This window comes from Paracoccus sp. DMF-8 (assembly GCF_029309835.1).
Taxonomy (GTDB): domain Bacteria; phylum Pseudomonadota; class Alphaproteobacteria; order Rhodobacterales; family Rhodobacteraceae; genus Paracoccus.
Window position 1 is genome coordinate 248,821 of the sequence record NZ_JARJHL010000005.1, and the last position, 14,199, is coordinate 263,019.

Here is a 14,199-nt window from a genome sequence, read left to right on the forward strand (position 1 = left end):
AGCGCGCTGCATAATGCAGTGTCAGCCGCTTCAACAGCCGGGGACATGATCATGGACATCGCCGCGCGCCGCAAGGCCGATCCGCAACATTGGCAACTCGCCGCCGCAATTCGCGCCCTTTCGATGGACGCGGTCGAGGCCGCGAATTCCGGCCACCCCGGCATGCCGATGGGCATGGCCGACGTGGCCACCGTTCTTTTCCGCAATCACCTGAAATTCGACGCCTCGGCGCCGCATTGGTTCGACCGCGACCGATTCGTGCTGTCGGCGGGCCATGGTTCGGCGCTGATCTATTCGCTGCTGTATCTGACCGGCTACGAACAGATGACGCTGGATCAGATCCGCAATTTCCGCCAATGGGGCGCGATTACGGCGGGTCACCCCGAATATGGCCATGCCGAGGGCGTGGAAACCACGACCGGCCCGCTTGGTCAGGGCATCGCCACCGCCGTCGGTTTCGCTATCGCCGAAGAGGCGATGCGCGCGCGCTTCGGCGCCGGACTTTGCGCCCACAAGACCTGGGTCATCGCCGGTGACGGCTGCCTGATGGAAGGCATCAGCCAGGAAGCGATTGCACTGGCCGGCCATCAAAAGCTGAAAAACCTGATCGTGCTGTGGGACAACAACGACATCACCATCGACGGCCGGGTGTCGCTGTCGGATTCGACGAACCAGCGTGAACGCTTTGCCGCCTCGGGCTGGCGGGTGCTGTCCTGCGACGGCCATGACGCCGCCGATATCGACCGCGCGCTGAGCGATGCGGCATCGGGCAAGGACGACCGCCCTGTGCTGGTCGATTGCAAGACGATCATCGGTTTCGGCGCGCCAAAGAAACAGGACAGCTCGGGCGTCCACGGCTCGCCCCTTGGCGCCGAGGAGATCAAGGCCGCGCGCGCGGCTCTGGGCTGGGAACATGACGCCTTCGTCATCCCCGACGATCTGCTGGCCGAATGGCGTGCCATCGGTGCGCGCGGCGCAGCGGCCCGCACCGAATGGCAGGCCCGCGTCGATGCGCTGGACGGCCCCGCGCGCGATGAATTCGCCAGCCGGATTTCCGGCGGCACCAATCCGCGCCTTGCCCCCGCGATTGCCGCGCTGAAAACCCGCTCCAGCGCCGCCGCCCCCAAGGTCGCGACCCGCAAGGCCAGCGAAATGGTGCTGGAGGTGGTGAACGCGGAACTGCCCGAAACGCTTGGCGGTTCGGCCGACCTGACGGGTTCCAACAACACCCGCACCCCGGATCTGGGCATCTTCAGCCCCGACAACCGCAAGGGCCGCTACATCCATTACGGCATCCGCGAACATGGCATGGCGGCAGCGATGAACGGGATCTGGCTGCATGGCGGCTTTCGCCCCTATGGCGGGACCTTCATGACCTTTACCGATTATGCGCGCGGCGCGATGCGTCTGTCGGCGCTGATGGGCCTGCCGGTCGTCTATGTCATGACCCATGACAGCATCGGCCTGGGCGAAGACGGCCCGACCCACCAGCCGGTCGAGCATCTGGCCCTGCTGCGGGCGACGCCGAACACCTGGACCTTCCGTCCCTGCGACATCATTGAAACCGCCGAGGCGTGGGAACTGGCGCTGTCGACCGAATCGACGCCCTCGATCCTGGCCCTGTCGCGTCAGAACCTGCCGACGCTGCGCACCGACGACAGCGCGGAAAACCTGACCGCACGCGGCGCCTATGTGCTGCGCGAGGCATCGGGTGATGCCAAGGTGATCCTGATGGCCACGGGTTCCGAGGTCGAAATCGCCACCGCCGCCCGCGACGCGCTGGAAGCCAAGGGCATCCCGACCCGCGTCGTCTCGGTTCCGTCAATGGAGCTGTTCCGCGACCAGCCGGAAAGCTATCGCAAGCAGGTCCTGCCCAAGGGTCCGGTCCGCATCGCCATCGAGGCCGGCGTCCGCCAGCCCTGGGACTGGCTGCTGATGGGCGAACGCGGCAAGGAGAAAAAGGCCGGTTTCATCGGCATGACCGGCTTTGGCGCCTCGGCGCCCGCACCGACGCTCTACAAGGAATTCGGCATCACCGCCGAGGCGGCCGTGGCGTTGGCCAAGGACCTGCTGGACTGATCCAGCGGGCAACGGGTCATTTCCGAAATCACGACGCCGGGCCAGCGATTGGCCCGGCGTTCCGCTGAAGGCAGATGCGTTCCGGCGGCAATGCGCAAAGGCAACCTGTCGCCATGACCACCGATCACGCCGGACCCGACCATCGAACGCAGCAGCTTGGCATCGTCCTGCTGTTGCTGGCGATCCTGTCCTTTACGCTGATGGATGCGACGGCGAAATATCTGGCGCCGCGCTATCACCCGGCACAGATTGTCTGGGCGCGCTACATCACCAATTTCATCATCGTTCTGGTGCTGGTCGCGCCCCGGTTGCGCAGCACGCTGAAAAGCCGGCGCCCGATGATGCAGGCCGCAAGGGCGCTGTGCCAGCTTGCCTCGATCGGGCTGTTCTTTACCTCGCTTGGCCATGTCGGTCTGGCCGAGGCGACCGCGATCATGGACGCGAACCCCGTGCTGATCACGCTTGGCGCGGCGCTGTTTCTGGGCGAACGCATCGGGCTGCGCCGCATTCTGGGGATCACCGTCGCGCTGATCGGCGCGCTGATCATCATCCGCCCCGGCGCGGGCGTGTTCCAGCCCGCCGCCCTGCTGCCCCTGATCGGCGCCTTTACCTATGCGGGCGGCGCGATCCTGACGCGGATGGCGCGGGTGGATTCGACCATGACATCAGTCCTGTGGACGGTGCTGATCGGCACGGCCCTGACCACGCTGCTGGTGCCCTTTCACTGGACGCCCATCGCGCCCGGCGATCTTTGGGCCTTCGCGATCATCGGCCTGTTCGGTTTCGCCGCGCAATTCCTGCTGATTCGCGCCTTCACCATGGCCGAGGCCGGCGCCATCGCGCCCTTTGGCTATACCGGGCTGATCTGGGCCGGGTTGTGGGGCTGGCTGTTCTGGGGCGAATTGCCCGACCGGACGACCGTGATCGGCGCCATCGTGATCGTCGCGGCAGGCATCTATGTCTGGACACGCGAAGCAATGGCCTCCAAAACTCGGGCATGACTCAGGACCACAGCGACAAGCCCGAACCTGCGCCGCTGCGCGACCGCCTTGGAAATGCGGCCTTTCTGGCCGTGATGCGGGTCGCGAAAGCCCTGCCCTATCCGCGCCGGATCGCGGCGATGGGCTGGTTCTTTGCCCATGTGCTGGGCCCCGTGGCGGGCTGGCGCAAACGCATCCGCAGCAATCTGGCGCTTGCCTGCCCCGACCTGCCCGCCGCCGAACTGCGCAGGCTGGAACGCGCCGTCCCCGAAAACGCCGGGCGTTCGCTGGCGGAAATCTATTCCGGGGCGGAATTCACCGACCGCATCCGCGCGTCCGACCCGCTCTATGGTCCCGGCCTGCCCGCCCTGCACGAGGCCGCCGCCACAGGCCGCCCGGTCATCATCGCCTGCGCCCATTTCGGCAATTACGACGCCATGCGCACCGCCCTGAGCGCGCAGGGCTGGCCGGTCGGCGCGCTTTACCGCCCGATGAACAACGAGGCTTTCAACCAGCATTACATCCCCGCCATCCGCGCCATCGCCGAACCGATCTTTCCGCGCGGGCGGTCGGGACTGGCCGCGATGCTGCGCTTTCTGAAGGGCGGCGGCTGGCTGGCGCTTGGCTTCGACCAATACGACCGCCACGGGGCGGAGCTGCGCTTTTTCGGCCTGCCGTCGCAAACCGTGCTGACCCCGGCGGAACTGGCCATCCGTTATGACGCCCTGTTGATCCCGGTCAGCGGCATCCGCCAACCCGATGGGCTGAGCTTCCGGGTCGAGGTGGGCGATCCCGTCCCCCATTCCGAACCCGCTGAAATGATGCAGATTCTGAATGACGACCTTGAACGGCTGGTGCGCGCCCATATGGGCCAGTGGTTCTGGATCCATCGCCGCTGGAAACAGCGGAAATAAGGCATTTGTGGTTTTCCTTGCACCGCTTGGGCGGCTATAACTGCGCCAAACCGCCGCTCAGGCTAGAAAGCGGCCCGAACGAAGATGGCAGAGGATCGAATGAGCAACGAGCAAAAGAAAGACAGCAGCAGCCGTCACCATGACGGGGATGTCGCTTTTATCCAGTCGCTGGCCGAACTGCTGAACAAAAGCGAACTGACCGAACTGTCGGTCAAACGCGAATATGGCGAAAACGACCGGCTGACCGTCACCCTGTCCAAGGAAACCAAGCAGGTGCTGGTTCACGCGCCCGTGGCCGCCGCCGCCTCTGCTCCGGCCGCTGCCGCCGCCCCGGCGGTTGCCGCGCCCGCCGCCGCCCCGGCGGCCGATCCGGCCTCGCTGCCCGGCGCCGTGACCTCGCCCATGGTCGGGACGGTCTATCTGGCCCCCGAACCCGGCGCTGCGGCCTTTGTCAGCATCGGCCAGAAGGTCGCCGAGGGCGACACCCTGCTGATCGTCGAGGCGATGAAGACCATGAACCACATCCCCGCCCCGCGCGCGGGCACGGTCAAGCGCATTCTGGTCGACGACGGCGCCCCGGTGGAATTCGGCACGCCGCTTGTCGTGGTCGAGTGAGGCAGGCATGTTCGACAAGATCCTGATCGCCAACCGCGGCGAAATCGCCCTGCGCATCGTCCGCGCCTGCCGCGAGATGGGCATCGCCACCGTCGCCGTCCATTCGACCGCCGACAGCGATGCGATGCATGTGCGCATGGCCGATGAATCGGTCTGCATCGGCCCGCCGTCTTCCACCGACAGCTATCTGTCCATGCCCGCGATCATTTCGGCCTGCGAAATCACCGGGGCGCAGGCGGTCCATCCGGGCTATGGTTTCCTGTCCGAAAACGCCGGTTTTGCGCAGATGCTGGAAGATCACGGCATCACCTTCATCGGGCCGCGCGCCGAACATATCCGCATCATGGGCGACAAGATCACCGCCAAGGACACGATGAAGGCGCTTGGCGTGCCCTGCGTTCCGGGTTCGGACGGCGGTGTCGATACGGTCGAAGACGCGCTGAAGGTTGCCGAGGATATCGGCTATCCGGTCATCATCAAGGCCACCGCCGGGGGAGGCGGTCGCGGGATGAAGGTCGCGACCGGCCCGTCGGATCTGGAAATCGCCTTCCGCACCGCCCGGACCGAGGCCAAGGCGGCATTCGGCAATCCCGATGTCTATATCGAAAAATACCTGCAAAAACCGCGCCATATCGAAATTCAGGTCTTTGGCGACGGCAAGGGGCGCGCGGTCCATCTGGGCGAACGCGACTGTTCCCTGCAGCGCCGCCACCAAAAGGTCTGGGAAGAAGCGCCCGGCCCGGTCATCACCGCCGAGGAACGCGCCCGCATCGGCAAGACCTGCGCCGATGCCTGCGCCAGCATCCAATATGCCGGCGCCGGGACCATCGAATTCCTCTATGAGGACGGCGAGTTCTATTTCATCGAGATGAACACCCGCCTTCAGGTCGAACATCCCGTGACCGAACTGATCTACGAAGTCGATCTGGTCCGCCAGCAGATCCTTGTGGCCGCGGGCTACGAGATGGAATTCCAGCAAGAAGACCTGCACCTGCGCGGCCATGCGATCGAGGTGCGGCTGAACGCGGAAAAGCTGCCGAATTTCACGCCCAGCCCCGGCACGATCACCCAGTTCCACGCGCCGGGCGGCCTTGGCGTGCGCATCGATTCCGCGCTTTACGACGGCTACCGCATCCCGCCCTATTACGACAGCCTGATCGGCAAGCTGATCGTCTTTGGCCGCGACCGCGATGAGGCGCTGGCGCGGCTGTCGCGCTGTCTGGGCGAATTGATCATCGACGGCGTCGATACCACGGTTCCCCTGTTCGCTGAACTGGTCGAGGATCCGGATATTCAGGCGGGCAATTACTCGATCCACTGGCTGGAAAAATGGCTGGCCGCAAAGGCGGCTGCCGGTTCGGCCAACTGATCCTTCGTCCCTGATCAAGGACCGGGGGCGGCGCCCCGTCCCCGGTTGTCCGTTTGCCCGACGGTGCGGTGATGCTGACAGCCCAGATGCTTCTTTCAGGCTATGCGCGCGGTATCTTTCCGATGGCCGCCTCGGCCGAAGACGACGATCTTCACTGGTTCGAACCGGATCCACGCGGCATCCTGCCGCTTGGCCCAGTGCATGCCTCGCGCTCGCTGCGCCGCGATCTGCGCCTTGGCGGCTGGTCGGCCCGCCATGCCACCGATTTCGATGCGGTGGTGCGCCGCTGTGCCGACCGTGACACGACCTGGATCAACCAGCCGCTGCGCGTGCTGTATCGCGAATTGCACCAAAGCGGTCACGCCCATGCGCTGGAGGTGTTCAAACACGGCCGGCTTGCCGGCGGCATTTTCGGGGTGGTTCTGGGCAGCGCCTATTTCGGCGAAAGCATGTTTTCGACCCAGACCAGCGGGTCGCGCATGGCGCTGCTCTGGATGGATTCGCATCTGCGGCGCAGCGGATTCCAGTTGTTCGACACCCAATACCTGACCCAGCATCTGGCCAGCATGGGCGGGATCGAGATTCCGCGCCAGATCTACCGTCGTCGTCTGGCGCAGGCGCTGTCGGTCAATCCCGACATTCACGCCGCGGCCTTGCCCGACGCTCAGGCATTGTCGCAGGAAATCACCCAGACATCGTAGCGCGCATCGTCCAGCGCCGAAATCGCGGGTGAGGACGCCACCATCCAGCCCGCAAACACGATGCGATTGCGGTTGCGGTCGGTGATCGTCAGTTCGGCATAGGAATCCGAACTGGGGTCGTTCTGCGGATAGCGGCATTCGCCAAGCAGCAGATCCAGCCGCCCGTAGCTGTAGCTTTGACCATTCGCCAAGTCGATATCGACGGTCTTTCCCGTCACCTTGTCCAGACCGCGCAGCCTGGCCCCAGCCGCGCGCTGCGTGCCTTCGCCCCGCGCCTGCGCCGCCGCAGCCTCTTGCCGTTCGGCGGCCGAAGGTTCGGCGGGCACGGGCAACAGGGCGGGATCCTCGAATTCCTCTTCGGGCATCAGTTCGGCATCGTCCTGCGCCAGAACGGGCGTGGCCAAAAGCAGCGACAGGATCAGCGGGGTGAACCAGTTCTTCATGGCCCTGCCTCATCATCCGAACGGGAATCGACGAATTTCATCATCAGGCTGATCAGGCTGACGGCGCCCTGCACGTCCTCGATCTCATCGCCGGGGGCGAGATTGTCGGGCGCACCGCCGGGCTGCAATTCGATATAAGCGCCGCCCAGAAGCCCGTCGGACTGGATCAGCGCTGCGGAATCGGTGGCAAGCGCAACATCGGCGGGCACCTGCAGCCGCGCCTCGGCCAGAAAGGTCGCGGGGTCCAGATCGACGGCACTGACGCGACCGACCTTGACGCCCGCGATGCGGACATCCGTCCCGACCTCGATCCCGCTGACATCCGGAAAGGCAGCGCGCAATTCGTAATGTTTGCCCAGACCCGCGCCGATCATCCGACTGCCCGCGCCCGACCAGAACAGAAATCCCGCCGCGACCAGCAGGACGGCGGCACCAACCCACAATTCCGCACGTTCGGCGGAGGACGTCATCGGATTATTCCGGCTGCCAGGCGTCGTAATCGCGGCGCGGCAAAGGCTCGGCCCGGTAAAGCGAGCTGGCGGGGCGATAGGCCTCGACCGTGCCGGTTTCGTTTTCGCGATGCGGCTTTTCCCACTGGCGATGTTCCAGCGGCGCCCAGGTCGGCGGCTCGTCATAGGTGAAATGCAGCCAGCCGTGCCAGTCGGGGCCGACCCGGCTTGCTTCGGATTCGCCGTTATAGATCACCCAACGACGCTTGCCGCCGTTCGACTGGTAATAGATGTTGCCCTGATCGTCTTCGCCCACCTTTTCGCCGTAAAGCCGGGTCCAGACGCTGGTGTTCAGGGTCTGGCCGTTCCACCAGGTGAGAACGCGGGCAAGCAGGGACATCTTCGGCCTCATCAAAAGGTTCGCGCCCCGGATATCGCAAATCCTGGGGGCCAGGTCCAGTGGCGAAAGCGCCGCCACTCTCCGACGTGAAACGGCCCCGGATCAGCCGGGGCCGACAGGTTCACCCCGCCGAAGCGGTCGGTTCCTTTTTCGCATCCGCATGGATCAGCAAAGGCTTGGCCGAGGCATTTTCAACCGCCTCTTCGTTCACCACGACCTCATTGACGCTGCCAAGGCCCGGCAGGTCGAACATCGTGTCAAGCAGGATGTCTTCCATGATCGAGCGCAAGCCCCGCGCGCCGGTCTTGCGCTTGATGGCGCGGCGGGCAATCGCGGTCAGGGCGTCGTCGGTAAAGGTCAGCTTGACGTTTTCCAGATCGAAAAGCCGCTGATATTGCTTGACCAGCGCGTTCTTGGGCTGGGTCAGGATGATGATCAGCGCCGCTTCGTCCAGATCGGTCAGCGTCGCGATGACCGGCAGACGGCCAACGAATTCCGGGATTAGACCGAATTTCAGCAGGTCTTCGGGTTCCAGTTCCTTGAACAGCTCACCCACGCCACGGTCGTCGTTTTCCTTGACCGAGGCGCCAAAGCCCATCGCCGTGCCCTTGTTGCGCTGCGCGATGATACGCTCCAGCCCGGCAAAGGCGCCGCCGCAGATGAACAGGATATTCGTGGTATCGACCTGCAGGAATTCCTGCTGCGGATGCTTGCGCCCCCCCTGCGGCGGAACCGATGCAACCGTGCCTTCCATGATTTTCAGCAACGCCTGCTGCACCCCTTCGCCCGAAACATCGCGGGTGATCGAAGGGTTGTCGGATTTGCGCGTGATCTTGTCGACCTCGTCGATATAGACGATGCCGCGTTGCGCGCGTTCGACGTTGTATTCCGATGCCTGCAGCAGCTTCAGGATGATGTTCTCGACATCCTCGCCGACATATCCGGCCTCGGTCAGGGTGGTCGCGTCGGCCATGGTGAAGGGCACGTCCAGAATACGCGCCAGCGTCTGCGCCAGCAGCGTCTTGCCGCAGCCGGTCGGGCCGATCAGCAGGATGTTCGACTTCGCCAGTTCGATATCGGATTTCGAACTGTGATTCAGACGCTTGTAATGGTTGTGCACCGCGACCGAAAGCACGCGTTTCGCATGTTCCTGGCCGATGACGTAATCGTCCAGAACCGCACAGATCTCGCGCGGGGTCGGCACGCCATCGCCGGATTTCAGCCCCGATGATTTCGTCTCCTCGCGGATGATATCCATGCACAATTCGACGCATTCGTCGCAGATGAACACGGTCGGCCCGGCAATCAGCTTCCTGACCTCATGCTGGCTTTTGCCGCAGAAGCTGCAATAGAGCGTGTTCTTGCTGTCGCCGCCGGTCTGGTTGGCCATCGTCTCGGTTCCTTGCTCCTGGTTCGAAGACGCGGAAGACCCGCGTATCCGGTTCGCACTGCGAGGACGCCCCCCCCCTGCCGCCGTCATCTATATGTTAGGGATCGCAAACACCCGTCACAATCCCCAAAACGTCACGAATCACCGCCCCGAAGGCATGTGATCAGCCCTCTGCGGCAACCTTGCCACGAGGCTCCAGGATCTCGTCGATCAGACCCCATTCCCTGGCCTCTTCGGGCATCATGAAGCGATCACGCTCCAGCGCCTCCTCGACCTCTTCCAGCGTGCGGCCGGTGTGGCGGACGTAGATTTCGTTCAGCCGCCGCTTCAGCCGCTCGGTTTCGCGCGCATGGATCAGGATATCGGTCGCCTGCCCCTGATACCCGCCCGAGGGCTGGTGAACCATGATCCGGCTGTTCGGCAGCGAGAAACGCTGACCCTTTTCGCCCGCACATAGCAGCAAGGACCCCATCGAGGCCGCCTGCCCCACGACCAGCGTCGACACGCGGGGCTTGATGTATTGCATCGTGTCATAGATCGACAGACCCGCGGTCACGACGCCGCCGGGGCTGTTGATATACATGCTGATGTCCTTGGTCGGGTTTTCCGCCTCAAGAAACAGCAGCTGCGCACAGATCAGCGTCGCCATGCCGTCATGGACCGGGCCGGACAGAAAGATGATCCGTTCCTTCAGCAGGCGCGAGAAGATGTCATAGGCGCGTTCCCCCCGGCTCGTCTGTTCGACGACCATGGGGACAAGGTTGTTCATGTAGAATTCTGCCGGATCTTGCATAATATTCCCTGCCTGTGGCTTCTGTCGTTTGCGTCACGCTCGGGGTCGGCCTCGGGGGTCGGCCACGCCGCCAAGCGACCCGAACCAGACTTGTAAGCGCCAGAGCTTGACAGAGTCTTAGTAACGCCGCCCCTGAAGGGCAAGAGACGGATAAAAATTGCGCGTTCCGGCCCAAGCCGCTAGTTTGCCTGCGATCATGCAGGTGAAAGATGAAACTGATCGTCGGACTGGGCAATCCCGGCGCAAAATATGCGCAAAATCGTCACAATATCGGCCATATGGCGGTGGACCGGATCGCCGCCGATCACGGATTCGCCCCCTGGCGCAGCCGCTTTCAGGGCGAAATCGCCGAAGGAAGGCTGGGCGACACCCGCGTCACCTTGCTGAAACCCGGCACCTTCATGAACCTTTCGGGCCAGTCCGTCGGCGAAGCGATGCGCTATCTGAAACTCACGCCCGAGGATGTCATCGTCCTGCATGACGAACTTGACCTTGCCCCGGGCAGGATCCGCCTGAAAATGGCGGGCGGCCATGCCGGCCACAACGGGCTGCGCTCGATCCACCAGCATATCGGCGAAAACTATCGCCGCTTGCGCCTGGGAATCGGCCATCCGGGCCACAAGGACCGCGTCGCCGCCTATGTGCTGTCGGATTTCGCCAAGGCCGAAGGCGATGCGCTGGACGACCTGCTGCGCGGTATCTCGGACGGCGCGGCGGCACTGGCGGCGGGCGATGACGCGCGCTTCACCAATGCCGTCGCCGCAAGGCTGAACCCGGCCCGCAACAGCGGCACGAAACGCCCCGGAAAACCATCCGAAACCGCGCCGAAACCGCAACAGCCCCCATCCGGATCAACCGAACCGCAAAGCGTCACGGACAAGCTGCGCGCCCTCGCCGCACGCTTCCGCTGACCCCCGGAACGACGGTCCGGCCAGAATACCGAAGAAAGGAAAACGCAATGGAGCCTTCGGTCAATGTCCTCGGCACCCCGCTGCAGCCCTGCTCGACGCACCCGATGACCGGCTTTTTCCGTGACGGCTGCTGCAACACCGGCCCCGAGGATCGCGGCAGCCACACCGTCTGCGTCCGCGTCACCGCCGAATTTCTGGCCTTTTCGAAATATCTCGGCAACGACCTCTCGACACCCCGGCCCGAGTTCCACTTTCCCGGCCTGAAACCCGGCGACCGCTGGTGCCTCTGCGCAGCCCGCTTCCTGCAGGCCGCCCAGGAATTCGCCGCCCCCCGCGTGGTTCTGCAGGCCACCCACCAGCGCGCCCTGGACATCGTCCCGATCGAATTGCTGCGCGCCCATGCCCAGCCCCAGGACGAATAGCAGCCCCCAAACGACCAGGCGCGCGGGCTTTCTTCATCATCCAAATACCCAAAACACAACGCGCGCCACGGATCGGGGCACCGCTTCAGCCCTGCCGCGCGGCAAAATAATGGCGCAGCGCATCGGCGACATGGCGGAACCGGTCGCCGCCCAGATGCTTGCCGCCATACCAGCGCGTCACGATCACGACATGATCGGTCAGCCCTTCGCGTTCCAGCATCTGCAACATCAGCGCCCCGGCGCCGCTTTCGCCGTCGTCATCCTTGACCGGCTCGCCCGACAGGATCGCCGCCCAACTGTTATGGGTCGCCTTGGCGAAACGCTTGTTCTGCTTCAGCGCGGCCAGCAGGGTCTCGACCTCGGCGCGGGTGCGCGCCGGACCGCCGGAAACGGCATAGCGCGAGCCGCGATCCGAAATGATCCTGTCATGGACGACAAGCCCGCTCAACGGACCTTCCTGACGTAAAGCTCCAGCCGGTGGCGGATGATCTCATAGCCCATTTCGGCGGCGATCTCAGCCTGCAGGCGCTCGATCCTTTCGTCGAAGAACTCCATCACCTCGCCGGAATCGACATCGATCATGTGATCGTGATGGCGCTGGTCGGCGGGCTCATAGCGCGCGGGCTCGCCCTCGAACGAGACTTTCAGGATCAGCCCCTGCGATTCCAGTTCGGACAGGGTGCGATAGACGGTCGCCAGCGACACGCCCGCCCCCGCCGCCTTGGCGCGTTCCAGCAGCGCGGTCGCATCGGGATGGTCGTCGGCCGTCGCCAGCACGCGCAACAGCGCCGCCCGCTGACGGGTCACGCGGACGCCTGCGCGACGCAGGGCCGATTCAAATGCTCGGACGCGGTCTTCGATCATGGCCTTTCCTGCCCCGAGCGGATTTTCTTTGCAAGCCGGCTTGACAGTTGCGAACGATTCTCAAATATATTGCGAAAGGTTCTCAACTGAAGGCCCCCGAAACCCATGTTCCGACATCTGCGCCTCTGCGTGCTTGCCTGCACCACCGCCCTGCTGACCACCCCCGCCATGGCCGACGACTTCAAGGTCGCGACGACATTCACCGTGATCGCCGACATGGCCCGCAATGTCGCGGGCGATGCCGCGACCGTCGTGTCGATCACCAAGCCCGGCGCCGAAATCCACGGTTATGAGCCGACGCCAAGCGACCTTGTCGCGACCAGCGGCGCCGATCTGATCCTGTGGAACGGCATGGGGCTGGAGGCGTGGTTTGAACAGTTCCTGTCCGGCATCGGCAATGTCCCGGCCGCCGTGGTCAGCGACGGGGTCGAACCGATCGAAATCGGCGGCGGCGCCTATCAGGGCAAGCCCAACCCCCATGCCTGGATGTCGCTGGACAGTGCCTTGATCTATATCGACAATATCGCGGCCGCCCTGTCGGAATACGACCCGGACAATGCCGCGACCTATCAGGCCAATGCCGACAGCTACAAGCAGCGCATCCGCGACACCATCCAGCCCCTGCGCGAACAGGCGCTGGCGCTGCCCCCGACCGGCGCTGGCTGGTCACGTCCGAGGGCGCCTTCAGCTATCTGGCCCGCGATTTCGACCTGCAGGAACTGTATCTGTGGCCGATCAACGCCGATGCGCAGGGCACGCCGCAGCAGATCCGCAAGGTCGTGGACCAGATCCGCGAACATCGGATCCCGGTGGTCTTTTCCGAAAGCACGGTCTCGGACCGCCCGGCGAAACAGATCGCTGCGGAAACCGGGGCGGCTTATGGCGGCGTTCTGTATGTCGACAGCCTGTCCGAACCCGATGGCCCGGTCCCGACCTATCTGGATCTGCTGCGCGTCACCTCGGAAACCATCGTCAGCGGATTGAAAGGCACCGAATAACATGTCTCAGGGCATCCATGTCCGCGACCTGACCGTCACCTATCGCAACGGCCACACCGCCCTGCGCGATGCCGGTTTCGACGTGCCGAAAGGTTCGATCACCGCGCTGGTCGGCGTCAACGGCGCCGGAAAATCCACGCTTTTCAAGGCCGTGATGGGCTTTGTTCCGGCGGCGCGCGGTCAGGTGTCGGTTCTGGGCATGACCGTCGCACAGGCCCAAAGGCGCAATCTGATCGCCTATGTCCCCCAATCCGAGGAAGTCGACTGGAGCTTTCCGGTGCTGGTCGAGGATGTCGTGATGATGGGCCGCTACGGCCATATGGGTTTCTTCCGCATCCCCCGCGCCGCCGACCGCGCCGCGGTCGATGATGCGCTGGCCCGCGTCGGCATGAGCGATTTCCGCAAACGCCAGATCGGCGAATTGTCGGGCGGGCAAAGGAAACGCGTCTTTCTGGCCCGCGCGCTGGCGCAGGGCGGTCAGGTGATCTTGCTGGACGAACCCTTTACCGGCGTCGATGTCCAGACCGAAGCCGCGATCATCACATTGTTGCGCGAGATGCGGGACGAGGGCCGGGTCATGCTGGTTTCGACCCATGACCTTGGGTCTGTGCCGGAATTCTGCGACCGTGTGGTGCTGGTCAAGGGCACGGTGCTGGCATCCGGCCCGACAGCAGAGGTCTTTACCCCCGACAATCTGAAACTGACCTTTGGCGGCGTGTTGCGCCATTCGGTTCTGGGCGCGCGGCATCTGCATGACGACGACGACCCGCGCGGGCTGACGGTGCTCAGCGATGACGAACGCCCGCTGGTTTTTTACGACGACCAGCACAAACGCCTGCGCGACGCCTCGACACCAGAGGATGCGACCTGA

Annotated in this window: 16 protein-coding genes and 1 pseudogene; 10 read left to right on the forward strand and 7 right to left on the reverse strand. The window is 64.2% G+C overall.

All coding sequences use genetic code 11. The features are described 5' to 3' along the window. Window positions 1-51 precede the first annotated feature (51 nt). The 6 genes from tkt to aat all read left to right on the forward strand — a co-directional run bounded on the left by tkt (window position 52) and on the right by aat (window position 6,658). The gene (gene tkt / locus PE067_RS04690) at window positions 52-2,079 is read left to right on the forward strand and encodes a transketolase (protein ID WP_276188048.1); all 2,028 of its coding nucleotides are present in this window, start codon (window positions 52-54) and stop codon (window positions 2,077-2,079) included. A gap of 113 nt (window positions 2,080-2,192) precedes the next feature. Further along, window positions 2,193-3,080, forward strand: coding sequence for a DMT family transporter (locus tag PE067_RS04695; protein WP_276188049.1), 888 nt, complete (start codon window positions 2,193-2,195; stop codon window positions 3,078-3,080). Next, a complete protein-coding gene (locus PE067_RS04700) occupies window positions 3,077-3,973 on the forward strand; it encodes a lysophospholipid acyltransferase family protein (protein WP_276188050.1) in 897 nt (298 codons plus the stop codon). The genes PE067_RS04695 and PE067_RS04700 overlap by 4 nt, the downstream gene beginning before the upstream one ends. Before the next feature lie 99 nt (window positions 3,974-4,072). After that, window positions 4,073-4,588 carry an acetyl-CoA carboxylase biotin carboxyl carrier protein gene (gene accB / locus PE067_RS04705; RefSeq protein WP_276188051.1) on the forward strand — a complete coding sequence of 172 codons (516 nt, stop codon included), beginning with the start codon at window positions 4,073-4,075 and terminating at the stop codon, window positions 4,586-4,588. A 7-nt stretch (window positions 4,589-4,595) separates the two neighbouring features. Next, window positions 4,596-5,957, forward strand: coding sequence for an acetyl-CoA carboxylase biotin carboxylase subunit (accC, locus tag PE067_RS04710; RefSeq protein WP_276188052.1), 1,362 nt, complete (start codon window positions 4,596-4,598; stop codon window positions 5,955-5,957). A gap of 71 nt (window positions 5,958-6,028) precedes the next feature. Continuing rightward, window positions 6,029-6,658 (forward strand): leucyl/phenylalanyl-tRNA--protein transferase, encoded by a 630-nt coding sequence (gene aat / locus PE067_RS04715; RefSeq protein ID WP_276188053.1) that lies wholly within the window; start codon window positions 6,029-6,031, stop codon window positions 6,656-6,658. Here aat and PE067_RS04720 read toward each other — a convergent pair. The 5 genes from PE067_RS04720 to PE067_RS04740 all read right to left on the reverse strand — a co-directional run bounded on the left by PE067_RS04720 (window position 6,622) and on the right by PE067_RS04740 (window position 10,133). After that, entirely contained in the window at window positions 6,622-7,101 is a 480-nt protein-coding gene (locus tag PE067_RS04720; protein WP_276188054.1) for a DUF2155 domain-containing protein, read from the reverse strand. The two genes, aat and PE067_RS04720, sit on opposite strands and share 37 nt — an antisense overlap. Then, window positions 7,098-7,571, reverse strand: a complete 474-nt coding sequence (mlaD, locus tag PE067_RS04725; protein WP_276188055.1) for an outer membrane lipid asymmetry maintenance protein MlaD — start codon at window positions 7,569-7,571, stop codon at window positions 7,098-7,100. Before mlaD ends, PE067_RS04720 begins: the two co-directional genes overlap by 4 nt. 4 nt (window positions 7,572-7,575) lie before the next feature. Then, entirely contained in the window at window positions 7,576-7,950 is a 375-nt protein-coding gene (locus tag PE067_RS04730; RefSeq protein ID WP_276188056.1) for an NADH:ubiquinone oxidoreductase subunit NDUFA12, read from the reverse strand. A 121-nt stretch (window positions 7,951-8,071) separates the two neighbouring features. Next, entirely contained in the window at window positions 8,072-9,340 is a 1,269-nt protein-coding gene (gene clpX / locus PE067_RS04735; RefSeq protein WP_276188057.1) for an ATP-dependent Clp protease ATP-binding subunit ClpX, read from the reverse strand. Window positions 9,341-9,503: 163 nt separating this feature from the next. Beyond that, window positions 9,504-10,133 carry an ATP-dependent Clp protease proteolytic subunit gene (locus PE067_RS04740; protein ID WP_276188058.1) on the reverse strand — a complete coding sequence of 210 codons (630 nt, stop codon included), beginning with the start codon at window positions 10,131-10,133 and terminating at the stop codon, window positions 9,504-9,506. Window positions 10,134-10,342: 209 nt separating this feature from the next. On the opposite strand from PE067_RS04740, the gene pth reads away from it, so the two are divergent. Together pth and PE067_RS04750 are read left to right on the forward strand one after the other, a co-directional pair. Continuing rightward, on the forward strand, window positions 10,343-11,044 hold the full coding sequence (pth, locus tag PE067_RS04745) for an aminoacyl-tRNA hydrolase (RefSeq protein WP_276188059.1): 702 nt from the start codon (window positions 10,343-10,345) through the stop codon (window positions 11,042-11,044). A 47-nt stretch (window positions 11,045-11,091) separates the two neighbouring features. Next, entirely contained in the window at window positions 11,092-11,466 is a 375-nt protein-coding gene (locus tag PE067_RS04750; RefSeq protein WP_276188060.1) for a DUF2237 domain-containing protein, read from the forward strand. 85 nt (window positions 11,467-11,551) lie between these two features. Here PE067_RS04750 and PE067_RS04755 read toward each other — a convergent pair whose 3' ends face one another. After that, window positions 11,552-11,914 (reverse strand): YigZ family protein, encoded by a 363-nt coding sequence (locus PE067_RS04755; RefSeq protein WP_276188061.1) that lies wholly within the window; start codon window positions 11,912-11,914, stop codon window positions 11,552-11,554. Further along, window positions 11,911-12,330 (reverse strand): Fur family transcriptional regulator, encoded by a 420-nt coding sequence (locus PE067_RS04760; RefSeq protein ID WP_276188062.1) that lies wholly within the window; start codon window positions 12,328-12,330, stop codon window positions 11,911-11,913. The genes PE067_RS04755 and PE067_RS04760 overlap by 4 nt, the downstream gene beginning before the upstream one ends. 105 nt (window positions 12,331-12,435) lie before the next feature. On the opposite strand from PE067_RS04760, the pseudogene PE067_RS04765 reads away from it, so the two are divergent. After that, window positions 12,436-13,328, forward strand: a pseudogene (locus PE067_RS04765) (metal ABC transporter substrate-binding protein). A gap of 1 nt (window position 13,329) precedes the next feature. After that, complete coding sequence (locus tag PE067_RS04770; RefSeq protein ID WP_276188063.1) at window positions 13,330-14,199, forward strand: manganese/iron ABC transporter ATP-binding protein; 870 nt, start codon at window positions 13,330-13,332, stop codon at window positions 14,197-14,199.